Annotated in this window: 10 protein-coding genes and 1 tRNA gene; 2 read left to right on the top strand and 9 right to left on the bottom strand. The window is 66.4% G+C overall.

Going from position 1 to position 14,809, the window contains the following annotated elements; all coding sequences use genetic code 11:
• Window positions 1-13 precede the first annotated feature (13 nt).
• The 4 genes from rpmI to C7C56_RS24455 form a co-directional block, all read right to left on the bottom strand.
• Entirely contained in the window at window positions 14-211 is a 198-nt protein-coding gene (gene rpmI / locus C7C56_RS24470; RefSeq protein ID WP_106759957.1) for a 50S ribosomal protein L35, read from the bottom strand.
• 313 nt (window positions 212-524) lie between these two features.
• Window positions 525-1,064, bottom strand: coding sequence for a translation initiation factor IF-3 (gene infC / locus C7C56_RS24465; RefSeq protein ID WP_106759956.1), 540 nt, complete (start codon window positions 1,062-1,064; stop codon window positions 525-527).
• Between the two features lie 32 nt (window positions 1,065-1,096).
• On the bottom strand, window positions 1,097-3,004 hold the full coding sequence (thrS, locus tag C7C56_RS24460; protein WP_106759955.1) for a threonine--tRNA ligase: 1,908 nt from the start codon (window positions 3,002-3,004) through the stop codon (window positions 1,097-1,099).
• A gap of 258 nt (window positions 3,005-3,262) precedes the next feature.
• A tRNA-Val gene (locus C7C56_RS24455) sits at window positions 3,263-3,339 on the bottom strand.
• Window positions 3,340-3,518: 179 nt separating this feature from the next.
• On the opposite strand from C7C56_RS24455, the gene C7C56_RS24450 reads away from it, so the two are divergent.
• Window positions 3,519-4,430 (top strand): cation diffusion facilitator family transporter, encoded by a 912-nt coding sequence (locus C7C56_RS24450; RefSeq protein WP_106759954.1) that lies wholly within the window; start codon window positions 3,519-3,521, stop codon window positions 4,428-4,430.
• A 735-nt stretch (window positions 4,431-5,165) separates the two neighbouring features.
• Here the strand turns inward: C7C56_RS24450 and C7C56_RS24445 are convergent.
• The 4 genes from C7C56_RS24445 to C7C56_RS24430 all read right to left on the bottom strand — a co-directional run bounded on the left by C7C56_RS24445 (window position 5,166) and on the right by C7C56_RS24430 (window position 10,334).
• Window positions 5,166-6,401, bottom strand: a complete 1,236-nt coding sequence (locus C7C56_RS24445; RefSeq protein WP_106759953.1) for an ABC transporter permease — start codon at window positions 6,399-6,401, stop codon at window positions 5,166-5,168.
• On the bottom strand, window positions 6,398-7,600 hold the full coding sequence (locus C7C56_RS24440; RefSeq protein ID WP_181373337.1) for an efflux RND transporter periplasmic adaptor subunit: 1,203 nt from the start codon (window positions 7,598-7,600) through the stop codon (window positions 6,398-6,400). Before C7C56_RS24440 ends, C7C56_RS24445 begins: the two co-directional genes overlap by 4 nt.
• Window positions 7,601-7,692: 92 nt before the next feature.
• The gene (locus C7C56_RS24435) at window positions 7,693-9,666 is read right to left on the bottom strand and encodes an HlyD family efflux transporter periplasmic adaptor subunit (protein ID WP_106759952.1); all 1,974 of its coding nucleotides are present in this window, start codon (window positions 9,664-9,666) and stop codon (window positions 7,693-7,695) included.
• Complete coding sequence (locus C7C56_RS24430) at window positions 9,663-10,334, bottom strand: ABC transporter ATP-binding protein (protein WP_106759951.1); 672 nt, start codon at window positions 10,332-10,334, stop codon at window positions 9,663-9,665. Before C7C56_RS24430 ends, C7C56_RS24435 begins: the two co-directional genes overlap by 4 nt.
• Before the next feature lie 181 nt (window positions 10,335-10,515).
• Here C7C56_RS24430 and C7C56_RS24425 point away from each other — a divergent pair, with 181 nt between their 5' ends.
• Entirely contained in the window at window positions 10,516-11,478 is a 963-nt protein-coding gene (locus C7C56_RS24425) for an NAD(P)/FAD-dependent oxidoreductase (protein ID WP_106759950.1), read from the top strand.
• Between the two features lie 99 nt (window positions 11,479-11,577).
• Here the strand turns inward: C7C56_RS24425 and C7C56_RS24420 are convergent, their stop codons facing one another.
• Window positions 11,578-14,751, bottom strand: a complete 3,174-nt coding sequence (locus C7C56_RS24420) for a PAS domain S-box protein (RefSeq protein WP_106759949.1) — start codon at window positions 14,749-14,751, stop codon at window positions 11,578-11,580.
• Window positions 14,752-14,809: the final 58 nt, after the last annotated feature.

Here is a 14,809-nt window from a genome sequence, read left to right as displayed (position 1 = left end):
CCTTGGTATGAGGTTAGGCTGTTGGCATCATGCGCATGACGGAACGGACGTCAGCTGCATCGACATTGGTGATCCCGCGCAATTGGCGCTTGCTCTTGGTGGTCTTCTTGGTCAGGATGTGGCGCTTGAAAGCGTGACCCGACTTGACGGTTCCACCTGGACGCACGCGAAAACGTTTCTTCGCAGAGCTTTTGGTCTTCATTTTAGGCATAGCAGTTCTGTCCTTGAGACAGCTCCATTATTTAACAGGATTGCAGGTGGCAACAAACTGCTGCACTTAGATGCCTGCTTTCACTTGTTTGCGGCGGATGCGAGTCCGCCACATCGTACATTTCCCGCTAAGAAAAACAGGAAGCGCAGATTTTATCACAGTTCACCCAAGCGGCGAACCAAAAAAATAGGGGCAGAGTCGAATTGTTTGCAACAATTGCAAAAAAATGGGGCAAAAAAAATGGGGCCAGAGTCGAATTATTTGCAACAATTGCAAACAATTCGACTCTGACCCCATTTTCGACTTTCTGCTCTTACTTTTTCTTCTTTGGCGACAGAATCATGATCATCTGGCGGCCTTCCATCTTCGGGAACTGCTCGACTTGGCCGTACGGCTCAAGATCGGCCTTGAGGCGTTCGAGCATGCGGAAGCCGATGTCCTGGTGGGCCATCTCGCGGCCGCGGAAGCGCAGCGTGATCTTGGTTTTGTCGCCCTCGTCGAGGAACTTGATCAGGTTGCGCAACTTGATGTTGTAGTCGCCGTCATCGGTGCCCGGACGGAATTTGACTTCCTTGACGAGGATGATCTTCTGCTTCAGCTTCGCTTCGTGGGCCTTCTTCTGCTCCGAATACTTGAACTTGCCGTAGTCCATCAAACGGCAAACCGGTGGCTGCGCGGTCGGCGCGATTTCCACCAGATCGACGTTCGCTTCTTCGGCCAGGCGGAAAGCTTCGGCCAGGCTCACAATGCCGAGCGGCTCGTTTTCGACCCCGGATAGACGCATTTCAGGGGCGGTGATCTCGCCGTTGATGCGATGTGACTTGTCAGTAGCTATGTTGTTTCCTTTTAATATCTGATGAATAAGCCGCGCTGCGAGTTTCCTCGTTAAGCTTTGGCGTCGATCTCGTGTTTGAGACGTTCGACTAAGGCATCGACGGACATGACGCCCAGATCGATATTGCCCCGCGCTCGCACGGCCACAGTGTTGGCATCCCGCTCTTTGTCGCCTATCACGAGGATATACGGCAGTTTTTGGACGGAATGTTCGCGTATTTTATAGGTTATCTTCTCGTTCCGCAAATCGAGGTGAACGCGGAACCCCGATTTGATCAACTTGGCCGCCAATTCCTTTGCGTATTGGGCTTGCGCGTCCGAAATGTTGAGCACCGCAAGTTGCACCGGCGCGAGCCAGAGCGGCATGGCGCCGGCGCAGTTCTCGATCAGGATGCCGATGAAGCGCTCGAGCGAGCCGACGATCGCGCGGTGCAGCATGACCGGCACCTTCTTGGTGTCGTCGCTGGCCTTGTACTCGGCGCCAAGCCGGCCCGGCATCGAAAAATCGACCTGCATCGTGCCGACCTGCCACGGACGGCCAAGGCTGTCCTTGAGGTGGTATTCGATCTTCGGACCGTAGAACGCGCCCTCGCCCGGCAACTCGGTCCAGCTCACGCCGCAGGCGCGCAGCGCCGAACGCAGCGACTCCTCGGCCACATCCCACACCTCGTCGGAGCCGATCCGGTTGTCCGGGCGCAGCGCCAGCTTGACGTCGATGTTGCTGAAACCAAAGTCGCCATACACCTCCATCGCCTGCGCGTGGAAGGCCGTGACCTCGCCCTCGATCTGCTCCTCGGTGCAGAAGATGTGGCCGTCGTCCTGGGTGAAGCCGCGCACGCGCATGATGCCGTGCAGCGCGCCCGAGGGCTCGTTGCGGTGGCACTGGCCGAACTCGCCGTAGCGCACCGGCAGGTCGCGGTAGCTGCGCATGCCGGCGTTGTAAATTTGCACATGGCCGGGGCAATTCATCGGCTTGAGCGCGTAGGACCGGTTTTCCGAGTCCGTCGAGAACATGTTCTCGCGGTAGTTTTCCCAGTGGCCCGTTTTTTCCCACAACGTGCGGTCGAGGATCTGCGGCGCCTTCACCTCCTGGTAGCCGTTGACCTGGTATTTGTGGCGCATGTATTGCTCGACCTGCTGCCAGATCGACCAGCCCTTCGGATGCCAGAACACCAGACCCGGCGCCTCGTCCTGGAAATGGAAGAAGTCGAGCTGCTTGCCGAGCTTGCGGTGGTCGCGCTTTTCGGCCTCCTCGAGGTTGTGCAGGTACAGTTCCTGGTCTTCCTTCTTGGCCCAGGCGGTGCCGTAGACGCGCTGCAGCATCTCGTTCTTGGAGTCGCCGCGCCAATAGGCGCCGGCCAGCTTCATGAGCTTGAAGACCTTGAGCTTGCCGGTGTTGGGCACGTGCGGTCCGCGGCACAGATCGGTGAAGCCGCCCTCGGCGTACAGCGACACGTCCTCGTTGGCCGGGATCGAGGCGATGATCTCCGCCTTGTAGTGCTCGCCGATCGACTTGAAATAGGCGACCGCCTCGTCGCGCGGCATGACCGAGCGCGTGACCTTCTCGTCCTTTTTGACGAGCTCGGCCATTTTCTTTTCGATCGCGGCCAGATCTTCGGGCGTGAACGGGCGCTTGTACGAAAAATCGTAGAAGAAACCGTTTTCGATCACGGGGCCGATCGTGACCTGCGCCTCGGGGAACAGTTCCTTGACGGCGTAGGCGAGCAAGTGGGCCGTCGAATGGCGGATCACGTCGAGCCCCTCCGGGTCCTTGTCGGTGATGATGGCCAGTTCGGCGTTTTGCTCGATCAGGTGCGAGGTGTCGACCACCTTGCCGTCGACCTTGCCGGCGAGCGCCGCCTTGGCCAGGCCGGCGCCGATGCTGGCGGCGACCTGGGCTACGGTGACTGGGCCGTCGAATTGGCGCTCGGAACCATCGGGAAGGCGGACTGAAACCATGCTGTTCTCCTGAACAAAGACAAACTATAGGACCAACAATTAAATTGCGGAATAATTTACAAAGTGATTTACGAAAATGCGGACGAAAAAAAACGCGGGCTAAGCCGCGTTTATCTTTTCTTGGAGCAAAAGAATCCACCTCGACTAGCGTCGCTGGAACAACTCCGTTGTAGTTCGCGGTGTCATAACCATGGTGCCTTTCTCGCTCTTGCTTTTTGACTTCTATACTGCTTATGATACTTCACTTAAAAAAAATTCTGGTGGGCGGTGAGGAATTCGAATCCCCGACCCCTTGGATGTCGACCAAGTATTCTAACCAGCTGAACTAACCGCCCGAAGACCAGCATTATAGAGAGCCATTCCGAGAAAAACAAGTGCTTTTTTCAAGACAGTTCCAAGCCAGTTTTTTTTGGCAAAAGCGTCTTGCGCCGGGCCCGCGAAAAACGCGCCGCCGCGAGCGGCCGGCCACCCCTTTCCATTACACTAACAGCATCCTTTACAGTTGACGCCACCGATGCAAACAAAAGACCAGTCCCCCTCCTCCCACCTGCACGCCCACCACGCGGGCGACGCCAAGCATGCCCACTTCAGCGAGCAGCGCAGCAAGGCCACGCTGGCATGGGCGCTCGGCCTGACACTATGCTTCGCCGTGGTCGAGGTGCTGGCCGGCTTTGTCTCCAATTCGCTGGCCCTGATCTCCGACGCCGGCCACATGGTCACCGACGCCGCCGCGCTCGGCCTGGCGCTGCTGGCCCAACTGATCGCCAAGCGCCGGCCCTCGGCGCGCCACTCGTTCGGCTTCGGCCGCGCCGAGGCGCTGGCCGCGTTCGTCAACGCGCTGGCGATGCTGCTGCTGGTGGCATGGATCGCGTTCGAGGCGCTGCACCGCTTCAGCACGCCCGAGCCGGTGCAAGGGGCGGTCGTGTTCGTGGTCGCCGCGGTCGGCCTGGCGATCAACCTCGGGGTCGCATGGGTCCTGTCGAGGGACAGCGACAACATGAACACGCGCGCCGCGCTGGTGCATGTGATGGGCGACGTGCTCGGCTCGATCGCGGCGCTGGTGGCCGGCGCCGTGATCCACCTGACCGGCTGGATGCAGATCGACCCGTTGCTGTCGATCTTCGTCTCGCTGCTCATCCTGAAATCGACCGTGGCAATCCTGCGCGAGTCGTACCACTTCCTGATGGAGGGCGTGCCGCGCCAGATCGACTACCTGCAGGTGGGCGCCGACCTGGCCCTGATCGAAGGCGTGGTGTCGGTGCACGACCTGCATGTGTGGGAGATGTCGCCGGGCCAGCCGGCCCTGACCGGCCACCTCGAGATCGGCGACATGAACCAGTGGCCGCGGGTGCTGCGCGAAGTCAAGGCGATGTTGCTGGCGCGCCATGGCATCGACCATGTGACCTTGCAGCCGGAGGCGCCCTGAGCGTTTGAGCGTTTGAGCGTTTGAGCGTTTACTGCTGCGCGGGGCGCTCGCCCCGGTTGCCGGCCTTCTGGCGCAGATTTATCTTCCCTTGGACGTATCGATATCGGCGTCGGTGGTGCCGGGGAACGCGTGTTCGCGCGCGTCCTGCGCATAGACGAGACAATGGCTGCGGGGGCCGCAAAAAGAGCCACGTCATTCCTGCCATTGGCAGGAATGACTTCCCGCGAACGTGCACTGCTGTCCGGGATAAAAACCTTGACATGGCGATGCGCTGAATTGGTCACTACATCGCTTTAGAAGTCGCATCGCTGCCAACTTGCGATTCAAAATCAACGCCCCCCCGAAAGCGGGGACCCATGATGAGCATGCAGTTATGCGCCTTCCAAAAATTTAGACGCACAGTTCCCGGGTCTGAAGGTTTGAACTCCGCGTATAGGCAAGCTCAGCATGGGTCCCCGCTTTCGCGGGGATGACGTGGATGGCGGCGGGGATCACGTGGATGCCAGCGGGGATCACGTGGATGGCAGCGGGGATGACGTCAGCACGAGCTGACGATACGCGCGAGCGCGCCCCTAGGAGCCTGTCGGACTTAGGGAGTCGAAGCGAAAAAAGTGCCGGGCGAGGACAGATTTTGACGATTTCGCAGTGCCAATAGCGAGCTATTGGCCGAGAAAGCGGCGAAATATGGACCGTCCAGCACTTTTTGCAGCCGACGATCCTAAGTCCGACAGGCTCCTAGCCATCGCTGCGCAGCGCGGCGATCGGGTCGAGCGCGGCCGCCTGGCGCGCCGGGAACACCCCGAACGCCAGCCCCACGCCCACGCACGAGAGCACCGCCACGGCCAAGCTCAGGGGCGACCAGGCGACCGACCAACCGGCCAGCGCGGCGATGCTGTAGGCGGCGACCGCGCCGAGCACCACCCCGAGCAGCGCGCCGCTGACGGCGATCACCAGCGCCTCGGCCAGGAACTGCTCGACGACGTCGCGCCGGCGCGCGCCGAGCGCGCGTTTGAGGCCCACCTCGCGCCGCCGCTCGAGCACGTTGGCGAGCATGATGTTCATGATGCCGATGCCGCCCACCAGCAGCGACACGGCCGCGATCGAACTCATGACGATGGTGAAGATGCGCTGGGTCTGCTGGTTCTGGCGGTACAGGCCCATCGGCACGATCAGGTTGGTGTCGTCGGCGCCGGCGTGGCGCTCGCTGATCAGCCGCTGCAGCACGCGCGCGGCGTTGTCGGGCGAGGCCTTGCCGTCGAGGCGCACGCTCAGGCTGTCGACCTCGTCCTCGATGACCTTGAAACCGAAGCGCGCGCGCCCGCTTTCCCAGGGCACGAACAGACGCTCGTCGTCGAGGCCTAGCTTGACGCCCTCGAAGTCGGCCTTGCCCGGCGAGCGGCTGGCCAGCACCCCGACCACCTCGAGCCAGACATGGTTGAGCTTGACGCGCTGGCCGACCGCATCAAGCTCGCCGAACAGGCTCTTGGCCAGGCGCGCGCCGACCACGCACACGGGCGCGAGCGTGGCGCCGTCCTCGGGGGTGAACCAGCGTCCGGCCGTGGTGCGCAGCGCGCCGTGCTCGGCGTACCCGGGCGAGACGGCGAAGGCGCGGCCCTCGACCACGTTCTCGCCGCTGACCAGCAAGTCGACCTTGATCTCCTTCTTGAGCGCGACCGAAACCGCGCCCGGCACCACCGACAAGGCGGCGTCGCCGTCGGCGCCCGACAGGCCGAGCGAGCGCACGCGCACCTCCTTGAGCCGCTCCGGGTCCATCGCCTTGCTCTCGACGATGACGTTGTCGAGGCCCAGTTCGGACACCAGCCGCAGCGCCTCGCGCCGGCTGCCCTCGCCCACCGCCAGCATCGCCACGATCGCGGCCACGCCAAAGATCATGCCCAGCAGCGTGAGGCCGGTGCGCAGCTTGCGCCGTTTCAGTTCGGTGACGGCTTCCAGTATCAGGGCGCGGTTCACGATTTCTTCTCCTCTGTCTCGGGCAGCAGCAACACGCGCGCGCCGGCGGCAACGCCGCTCTTGACCTCGCTGCGCACCGGGCCGCGCAGGCCCAGCACCACCTTGTGCCTGACCGCCTTGCCCTGCTCCTCGGTGTAGACGGCGAAGCCGGAACCGTCCTGCACCAGCGCCATGTTGGGCACCGTCAGCGCCCCCGCCTGGTCGACCAGCTGCACCGTCGCGCGCATGGCCTGGCCCGGCTTGAGGCCGAGCTTGAGCGCGGTCGCCTTGTCGATGGCGGCCTCGAAATCGCTGTACTTGACGGGCGACTCGCCCGACTTGACGCTGGCGGTGCTGCCGACCCGGGTCACCTTGAGCGACATCTCGGTGCCGACGCCCAACAGGCGCACGCGCACCGGCAAGCCGACCTTGAGCCCGAACGCGCGCCCCTCGGCCACGCTGAAGTGCGCCACCAGCATGTCAAGGTCGGGCAGCGAGCCGAATTCCTGGCCGACGCGCTGGCTCGCGCCGATTTCAGCCTTGGTGCCGTCCCAGTCGGCCGCCTGCAGGAACACGCCGTCGTGCGGCGCCACCAGTTCGAGCGCGGCCAGGTTCTTGCGCTTCTGGTCGGCCATGAGCATCACGCTGTCGCGCTGCGAGCGCAGCACGGCGCTGTCGGCGCCGCTGCGCGCGGCCACCTGGCCGCTCTTCCAGCCAAGGTAGCCGCGCTTGGTCGAGAGGTAGCCGATGTCGGCCAGCGCGTCGAGCACCTTGTTGCGGGCGAACACGGACAGGTCGACCTTGGCGTAGCGCTCGCTCAAGGCCAGGTCCGCATCGACCTTGGCGCTGTCGGCGGCCAGCACCACCTGGTTGACGCCGGCGGCCATGGCGATGCCCTCCTCGCCGAGCGCCTTGCGCAGCAATTCGGTTTCGGCCTGGCTTAGCTCCATGCGCGATTGCGGGGCGTCGAAACGGGCCACCACCTGGCCTTTGCGCACGGCGCTGCCATCGGCGACCATGTCGACCAAAATCCGGCTTTCCCAGCCACTGCCGGGCACCGTCAGCGGGGTGTTGGCCGAGGCCTTGATATGGCCGTCGACCACCAGCGTCTCGCTCCAGGCGCGCGCGCCCAGCGTCTCGCTCGCCTCGAGCCGCGGCGCCGGCTCGGCGCCGCAGGCCGACAGCAGCAGCGCCGTCGTCGCCGCCGCCGCCGCCCTCACTGCCGCCCTCGTTGCCGCCCGCATTGCCGCCCGCATCGCCGCCCTCGTCGCCGCCCTCGTTGCCGCCCTCGTTGTCGGTGTCAAAACTGGCTTCATGGTTGTTTGTCCTTGTTGGCCGCAGCCGCAATCTGTTTCGCCGGCTGCGCCTCGCCGGCGAGCAGCGTGGCCTGCACTGCGGCGCCGGGCTTGAGCCCCTTGGGCGCGCTGTCGAATTCGAGTTCGACGTCGCGCACGATGACCGGTTGCGTGCTCGATTTGCCGTGGAAGATGCGGCCCAGGGCCGACACGCGCGCCGTCAACACCTCGTTCGAGCCGGTGACCGTGACCTTGGCGCGCTGGCCCACGCGCACGCGCGCGGTCTGCGCCTCGGGCACCTTGGCGTTGATGAACAACTGGTCCGGGTCGGCCAGCGTGGCGATCGACGATCCCATCCAGACCTGGCTGCCGATGTTGAATTTCTCGCCGTTGAAATTGGTCCGGTGCAGCACCCGCCCCTTGCGCGGCGCCAGCACGGCCAGTCCCTTGCGCCCCTTTTCGAGTTGATCGATCGCGCCTTTGAGTTGCGCGATCTCTGCCTCGAGGCCGCTGCGTTCGGCGCGCCGCGCGAGCCCCTCGGCCTTGCGCTGGGCCACGGCCAGCTTGGCCAGTTCGGCGCCCAGCGTGCGCTCGATGACCAGCTTGTCGTAGTCGATGCGCCGGATCAGCTCCTTGGGCTGGCTCGCCTTGCGCGCCGCCTTGTCGGCGTTGCTGGCCGCCTCGGCCACGGCCAGGTCGCCGGCGCGGTCGCCCTCGGCCTGGTCGAGCCGCATTTTTTCGAGCGCGCGCAGTTTTTCGTTGAGGCTGCTCTTCTGGCTTTCGAGCCGGGTCATCACGTCGTTCGAGCCGAACACCGCCAGCGGCTGGCCCGCCTCGACCATGCTGCCTTCGGGCGCCAGCTGGTTGAGCGTGAAATTCCACACGTACGGGATGGTCGGGGGCGCGACCGGGGTCGCGCTGCGCGAGGCGATCTCGCCCTCGATCGTCAGTTGCGCCGCCTTGACCGCGGACAGGCGCGCGCCGGCCGGCGCGCCCGCACGCGGCTCGATCATCACGCTCATGCCCGGCACCAGCGGCAGCGCGTGACCGTCCGGCAGCGTGATGCGGACGCGGAAATAGCGCCCGAGGCCCCACACTGCGCGCGCCTCTGGCGCGCTGGTGATGCTGGCGATGCTGGCGTCCAGGGACGCCGAGGGCAAGGCGTCGAAGCGCAATCGCATGCTCTGGCCCGGCGCCAGGAAGGCGCGGTCGGCCTCGAGCACCCAGGCGCTGACGGCCGTTTTTCCGGCGCCGTGCACCTGGGCCACGCTGTTGCCCGGATGGGCGCTGGTGCCCTCCTCGTAACGCTCGCCGCTCCACGCGTTGTAGCCGTGCACCACGATGCCGTCGTGCGCCGCGCGCACCTCGGACTCGGCCATCTGCGCGCTCTTGAACAGCAGGTTGATCTGCTGTTTTTTCGCTTCGAGCTCGCCGTCGGCGCGGCGCCGCGCGACCGCCTCGCGCGCGCCGTCGAACGATTTTTGCTTGACCACGAGGTCGCGCGTGCTGTGTTCGAGTTCGCCCTGGTAGCGGTCGTAGTCGAGCGCCGCGATCTGGGCCTTGGGCAGCGCCGCGTCGATGCGCGCCTTGGCCAGCGCCGCGCGCGCCTGGCCGACCGCCTTTTCGGCCATCACTGCGGCCACCTCGAGGGTGGCTCCCTCGCGCTCGGCCTTGGCGCGCGTCTGCGCGATCTCGGTCTTGAGGCGGTCGATGTTGGCGGCGTCGCCCGTCTCGATGCGCAGCACCACGTCTCCGGCCTTGACGCTGGCGCCCTCGGCCACCATGTAGCGCAGCACCACGGGCCGCGAATTGGACGGCGGCACAAACACCGTTTGGGCGCCGAGCGCCTCGACCTCGCCGGTGAGCAGGACAGGACGCGCCGGCTTGACCTCTCCGGCCGCCAAGGCCGGGCGCGCGGGGGGCGCGGCGACCGCCGCCATGAGCCCGGCGGCGCCGAGCGCGGCGAGCACGAACAGCGCGGCCCGGCTCATGCCCGCTCCGCGGCGATGCGCCCGTCGCGCAGGTGGATGGTGCGCTGGGCGCTGGCGGCGATGGCCGGATCGTGGGTCACCAGCACCAGCGTCTGGCCGGCCGCGTGCAGTTCGCGCAGCAGTTCGAGCACGTCGCCCGCGCTCTTGGAGTCGAGGTTGCCGGTCGGTTCGTCGGCCAGCAGCAGCGCCGGCGCGTTGAGCAGGGCGCGCGCGATCGCGGCGCGCTGCAACTGGCCGCCCGACAGTTCGCCCGGCAGGTGGTCCATGCGTTTACCCAGGCCGATGCGCTCGAGCAGAGCGCGCGCGCGCGATGGCGCCTGCGGGTCCGCGACCTTGGCATAGCGCTGCGGCAGGAGCACGTTCTCGAGCACGGTCAGGCGCGGCAGCAGGTGGAACGACTGGAACACGAAGCCGATGCGGCGGTTGCGCACGTCCGAGGCGGCGTCGTCGTCGAGCGCGCTGACCTCGTCGCTGGCGAGGCGGTAGCGGCCGCTGTCGGGCCGGTCGAGCGCGCCGAGCACGTTGAGCAGGGTCGACTTGCCCGAGCCCGACGGCCCCATGATGGCGACGAATTCGCCGGGCGCGATGGCCAGATCGATGCCGTCGAGGGCGCGGATCTCGTTGCCGCCCTGGCGGTAGGTCTTGCGTATATTGCTCAATTCAATCATTGACCGCGTTCCTCGCAGGAAATTTCCGTTCCGAAGTATCAACGGGGCGGGAACGGTTTGTCAAACAGTCATTTTTTCTATCTATCCATCTTGCATATTTGCACATTGGGCGCTCCGGTCCGACAAACGCGCGGGCGGTGCGCCGACACGCGCGGGCAGCGCACTTGCCGATAATTGCGCCATGACCGAACCGACCACACCCGACGCGACCGCGCTGTCCTCCCTGCCCCCGACGGTGTTCGACACGCTCGTCATCGGCGCCGGCCCGGGCGGCCTGAGCGCCGCCATCTACCTGCGCCGCTTCCTGCGCAGCGTGGTCGTGGTCGACAAGGGCCACAGCCGGCTCGAGCTGATCCCCGTGACCCGCAACTACCCCGGCTTCGCCGACGGCATCCCGGGCCGGGCGCTGCGCGCGCGCCTGCTCGAACAGCTCGCCCAGTACGACGCCCGCGTGATCGAAGGCGAGATCACCGGCCTGCGGCGCGAGGGCGAGTATTTCGTGGCCGACTACGAGGGCGGCCAGGTCTGGGCGCAGACGGTGCTGCTGGCCACCGGCATCGCCGACGCCGGACTGCCGATCGCGCAATGGCGCGAGGCGGTCGCCCGCGGCGCCGTGCGCATGTGCCCCGTGTGCGACGGCTTCGACGTGATCGACCGCAGGGTGGCGCTGGCCACCGGGCAGGCCACGCCGGTCGCGCACGCGCTGTTCATGCGCACCTTCACGGCCGACGTCACCTTGTTCGAGCGCGGCGCCGACGCCCGCCTCGGCGCGGCCGAACTGCGCGCGTTGGATCTGGCCGGCGTGCGCTACATCGAGTCGCCCCTCAAGGGCGTGAGCATGAGCGCCGCGATGCGCCCGGTGCTGCACACCGAAGACGGCCGGGACCACGAGTTCGATGTGTTCTACCCTATGCTGGGCGAGAATGCGCGTTCCGAACTGGCCGGCGCGCTGGGGGCGCAAATGGCCGACTGCGCCGAACTCGTGGTCGACCAGTACCAGTGCACCACGGTGCCGGGCCTGTACGCGGTGGGTGACGTGGTCAGGGGCCTGAACCAGATCAGCGTGGCAGCCGGCCAGGCCGCCGTGGCCAGCACCCACCTCCACAATATGCTGCCGCGCAGGCTGCGCGCCACGCAGGCGTGACGGCCGGCGCGGGGATGCCGCCGCGCACAACGACGACGTTTATGAGGCGCCCGTCTATACGGCGGACGTCTATACGGCGCACGTCTATACGGCGCACGTCTATGCGGCGGAGCGTCCCAGGCCGGCCAGCAGGGCCTCGACGGTGGAAAATTCGGCCGGCTTGGTCAGGTGGTGGTCGAACCCGGCCGCCTTCGAGCGGGCGCGGTCGTTCTCGGCGCCCCAGCCGGTCAGCGCGACGAGCATGATTTGTCCGAGGCCGTCGATCTGGCGCAGCGCCGCCGCCACCTCGTAGCCGTTCATGTGCGGCATGCCGATGTCGACGAACGCGACCTCGGGCATGAAGTCGGCCGCCCTGGCGAGCGCGTCGCGCCCGTCGTTGCAGCCGAGCGTGGTGTGGCCCGAGAGGCCGAGCATCATCACCAGCGTCTCGGCCGCGTCGACGTTGTCGTCGACCACCAGCACCCGCAGCGGCCTGGCGCCCGGGTGCGCGACGCCGCTCGGGGCGTCGGCCACGGCGGGCGCCGACAGCGCCGGCGCGAGCGGCAGGCGCACGCTGAAGGTGGACCCTTGCCCGGCGCCGGGGCTGCTGGCGGCGACGCTGCCGCCATGCATTTCGACGAGCCGGCCCACCAGCGACAGGCCGATCCCGAGCCCCCCCTGCGCGCGGTTGCGGTTGCGCCCCACCTGGCTGAACATGGCGAACAGCGCCGGGAACGATTCCTCGGGGATGCCGACCCCGTTGTCGGTCACCGACAGCAGCACCTCGCGGCCGTCGCGGCGCGCCGCGATGGTGATGCGCCCGCCCTGCGGCGTGTACTTGGCCGCGTTGTTGAGCAGATTGGCCAGCACCTGCGAGATGCGGGTCGGGTCGGCCTCGAGCGTCAGGCCGGCGTCGGGCATGTCGACGCGCAGCGCGTGCCCGCCCGCCTCGATCAGCGGCAGGCTCGTTTCGATCGCGTTGTCCATGACCAATTTGAGGGGCACGCGCTCCTTGCGCAGGTCGACCTTGCCGCCGCTGATGCGCGCGATGTCGAGCAGGTCGTCGATCAGGTGCACCATCTGCGCCACCTGGCGCTCCATCATCGCGCGCGTCTTTTCGAATTGGTCGGGGCGCTCGCGCACGATGCGCAGCACGCTCAAGCCGCTGCGGATCGGCGCCAGCGGGTTGCGCAGCTCGTGCGCGAGCGTGGCCAGGAACTCGGTCTTGCGGCGGTCGGCCTCGGACAGTTCGCTGGCGAGCCGGCGCAGGTCCTCCTCGGCCTGCTTGCGGCTGGTGATGTCGCTGAACAGGATGGCGACCAGCCTGCTGCCATCGCCGCCGATGCGGCTGGCATAGACGTCGAACCAGCGGTGCATCGCCTTCGATTCGCTCTCGAGGCGCACCGGCTCGCCCGTGCGCGCCACCCGTCCGTAGGTCTCGTACCAGATGCGGTCGATGTCGGGCACCATCTCGCGGATGGTCCTGCCGACCACGTCGACGAGCCCGGTGTGCCGCTCGAACATGTTGTTCATCTCGAGGTAGCGGTAGTCGTAGGGTTCGCCGTCGGCGTCGTAGATCATCTCGATGATGCAGAAACCCTGGTCCATCGATTCGATCAGGGTCCGGTAGCGCTCTTCGCTGTTGCTCAACGCCATCTCGGACAGCTTGCGCTCGGTCTGGTCGACACCGTGCACGAGGATGCCCACGACGGCGCCGTCGGCGTCGCGCAGCGGGTTGTAGACCAGGTCGACATAGCGGCCCTCGGGCGCGCGGCCGGCGTTGCGCTGCAGACTGACCAGCATGTCGACCCCGATGAACGGCACGCCCGAGCAATACACCTGGTCGAGCAGCTCGTAGAAGCCCTGGCCGTCGATGTCGGGTATGGCGCCGCGGACGGTCTTGCCGATCACGTCGCGCCGGCCGACCAGTTGCAGGTATTGTTCGTTGACCATCTCGAACACGTGCTCCGGGCCCGTCAGCACGCACATGAACGCGGGCGCCTGGTCGAACACATTGGCCATGCGCTCGTTGGCCGCCTGCACCTGGCGCAGCAGCAGTTCGCGCTCGGCCTCCTGCCGCTTGCGCTCGGAGATGTTGGTGAAGGTGACCACCGCGCCGGCCGGGACGGCGTCGACCACGATCGGCGAGACCGCGCACGAGACGGGCACGGCGCTGCCGTCGCGGTGCCAGAACACGTCCTCGTCGATGCGCACCGCCACGCCCTCGCGCGCGGCGCGGACCTGGCGGCAATCGCCGACCGGATAGCGCGTACCGTCGGCGTGGTGGTGGTGGATGCGCTCGTGCAGGGGCCGCCCGATCAATTCGTCGGGCAGGTAGCCGAGCATGGCCGCGCCGGCCGCGTTGATGAAGGTGCACCTGGTGTCGGCGGCGATGCCGTAGATGCCGTCGACCGAGGACTCGAGCAGCAGCGAGAACAGGTTGTGGCTCGCCTTGAGCTCGGCCTCGTGCGCCAGCAACCGCTCGGCCGCCGTGCGCTCGGCGGTGGCGTCGCGGAAGATTTTGGCGAATCCGTGCAGCGTGCCGTCGGCGTCGCGCAGCGGCACCATCACGCCGTCGGCGAAAAACCGGGTGCCGTCCTTGCGCAGGTACCAGCGCCGGTCCTGGGCCTGGCCGCTGGCGCGGGCGGTTTCGAACTCGGCGCCTGGGAGGCCGAGGGCGCGGTCCTCGGAGGTGAAGATGCGCGCCAGCGGCCTGCCGGCCATCTCGCGGGCGCTCCAGCCGGTGACCGACGCGGCCCCGCCCTCCCACTCGGTGACCAGGCCCTCGAGGTCGGTGACGATGAAGGCGTGGCTGCGCGCGTTGTCGAGGATCAGGCGGATGCGCGCATCCTTGGCGCTGAGGGCGGCCGCGTGGCGCTCGCGTTCGGCCGCGGCCAGCAGTTCGGTCTTGCGGTACAGGTCGACGAAGAACGCCACCTTGGCGCGCAGGATGGTCGCGTTGAGGGGTTTTTCGAGGTAGTCGACCGCGCCCAGCGCGTACGCCTCGTCGATCGGGAATTCGTCGAGCCCGGAGGCGGTCACGAAAATGATGGGCGTGTCTTTGGAGCGCTCGCGCTGGCGGATCAGCTGCGCCACCTCGAGCCCGCTCATGGTCGGCATGTGCAGGTCGAGCAGTATCACCGCGAATTCGCTCTTGAGCACATGCTTGAGGGCCTCCTCGCCGGAACCGGCGGAAACCAGGTTTTCGTTGAAGTCGCCAAGCAGGGCGTCGAGCAGCATCAGGTTGGTGGGCTCGTCGTCGACAATCAGTATATTGACCGGATCTGGGGTCATCGGACCTGCTGGGAACTTGGTTTATCGGTCGTGCCTCGGCATGCCCTTACCACCGGCA

The organism is Massilia glaciei (genome assembly GCF_003011895.2).
GTDB lineage: Bacteria > Pseudomonadota > Gammaproteobacteria > Burkholderiales > Burkholderiaceae_D > Telluria_A > Telluria_A glaciei.
This window is presented reverse-complemented; position numbering and strand designations above follow the sequence as displayed.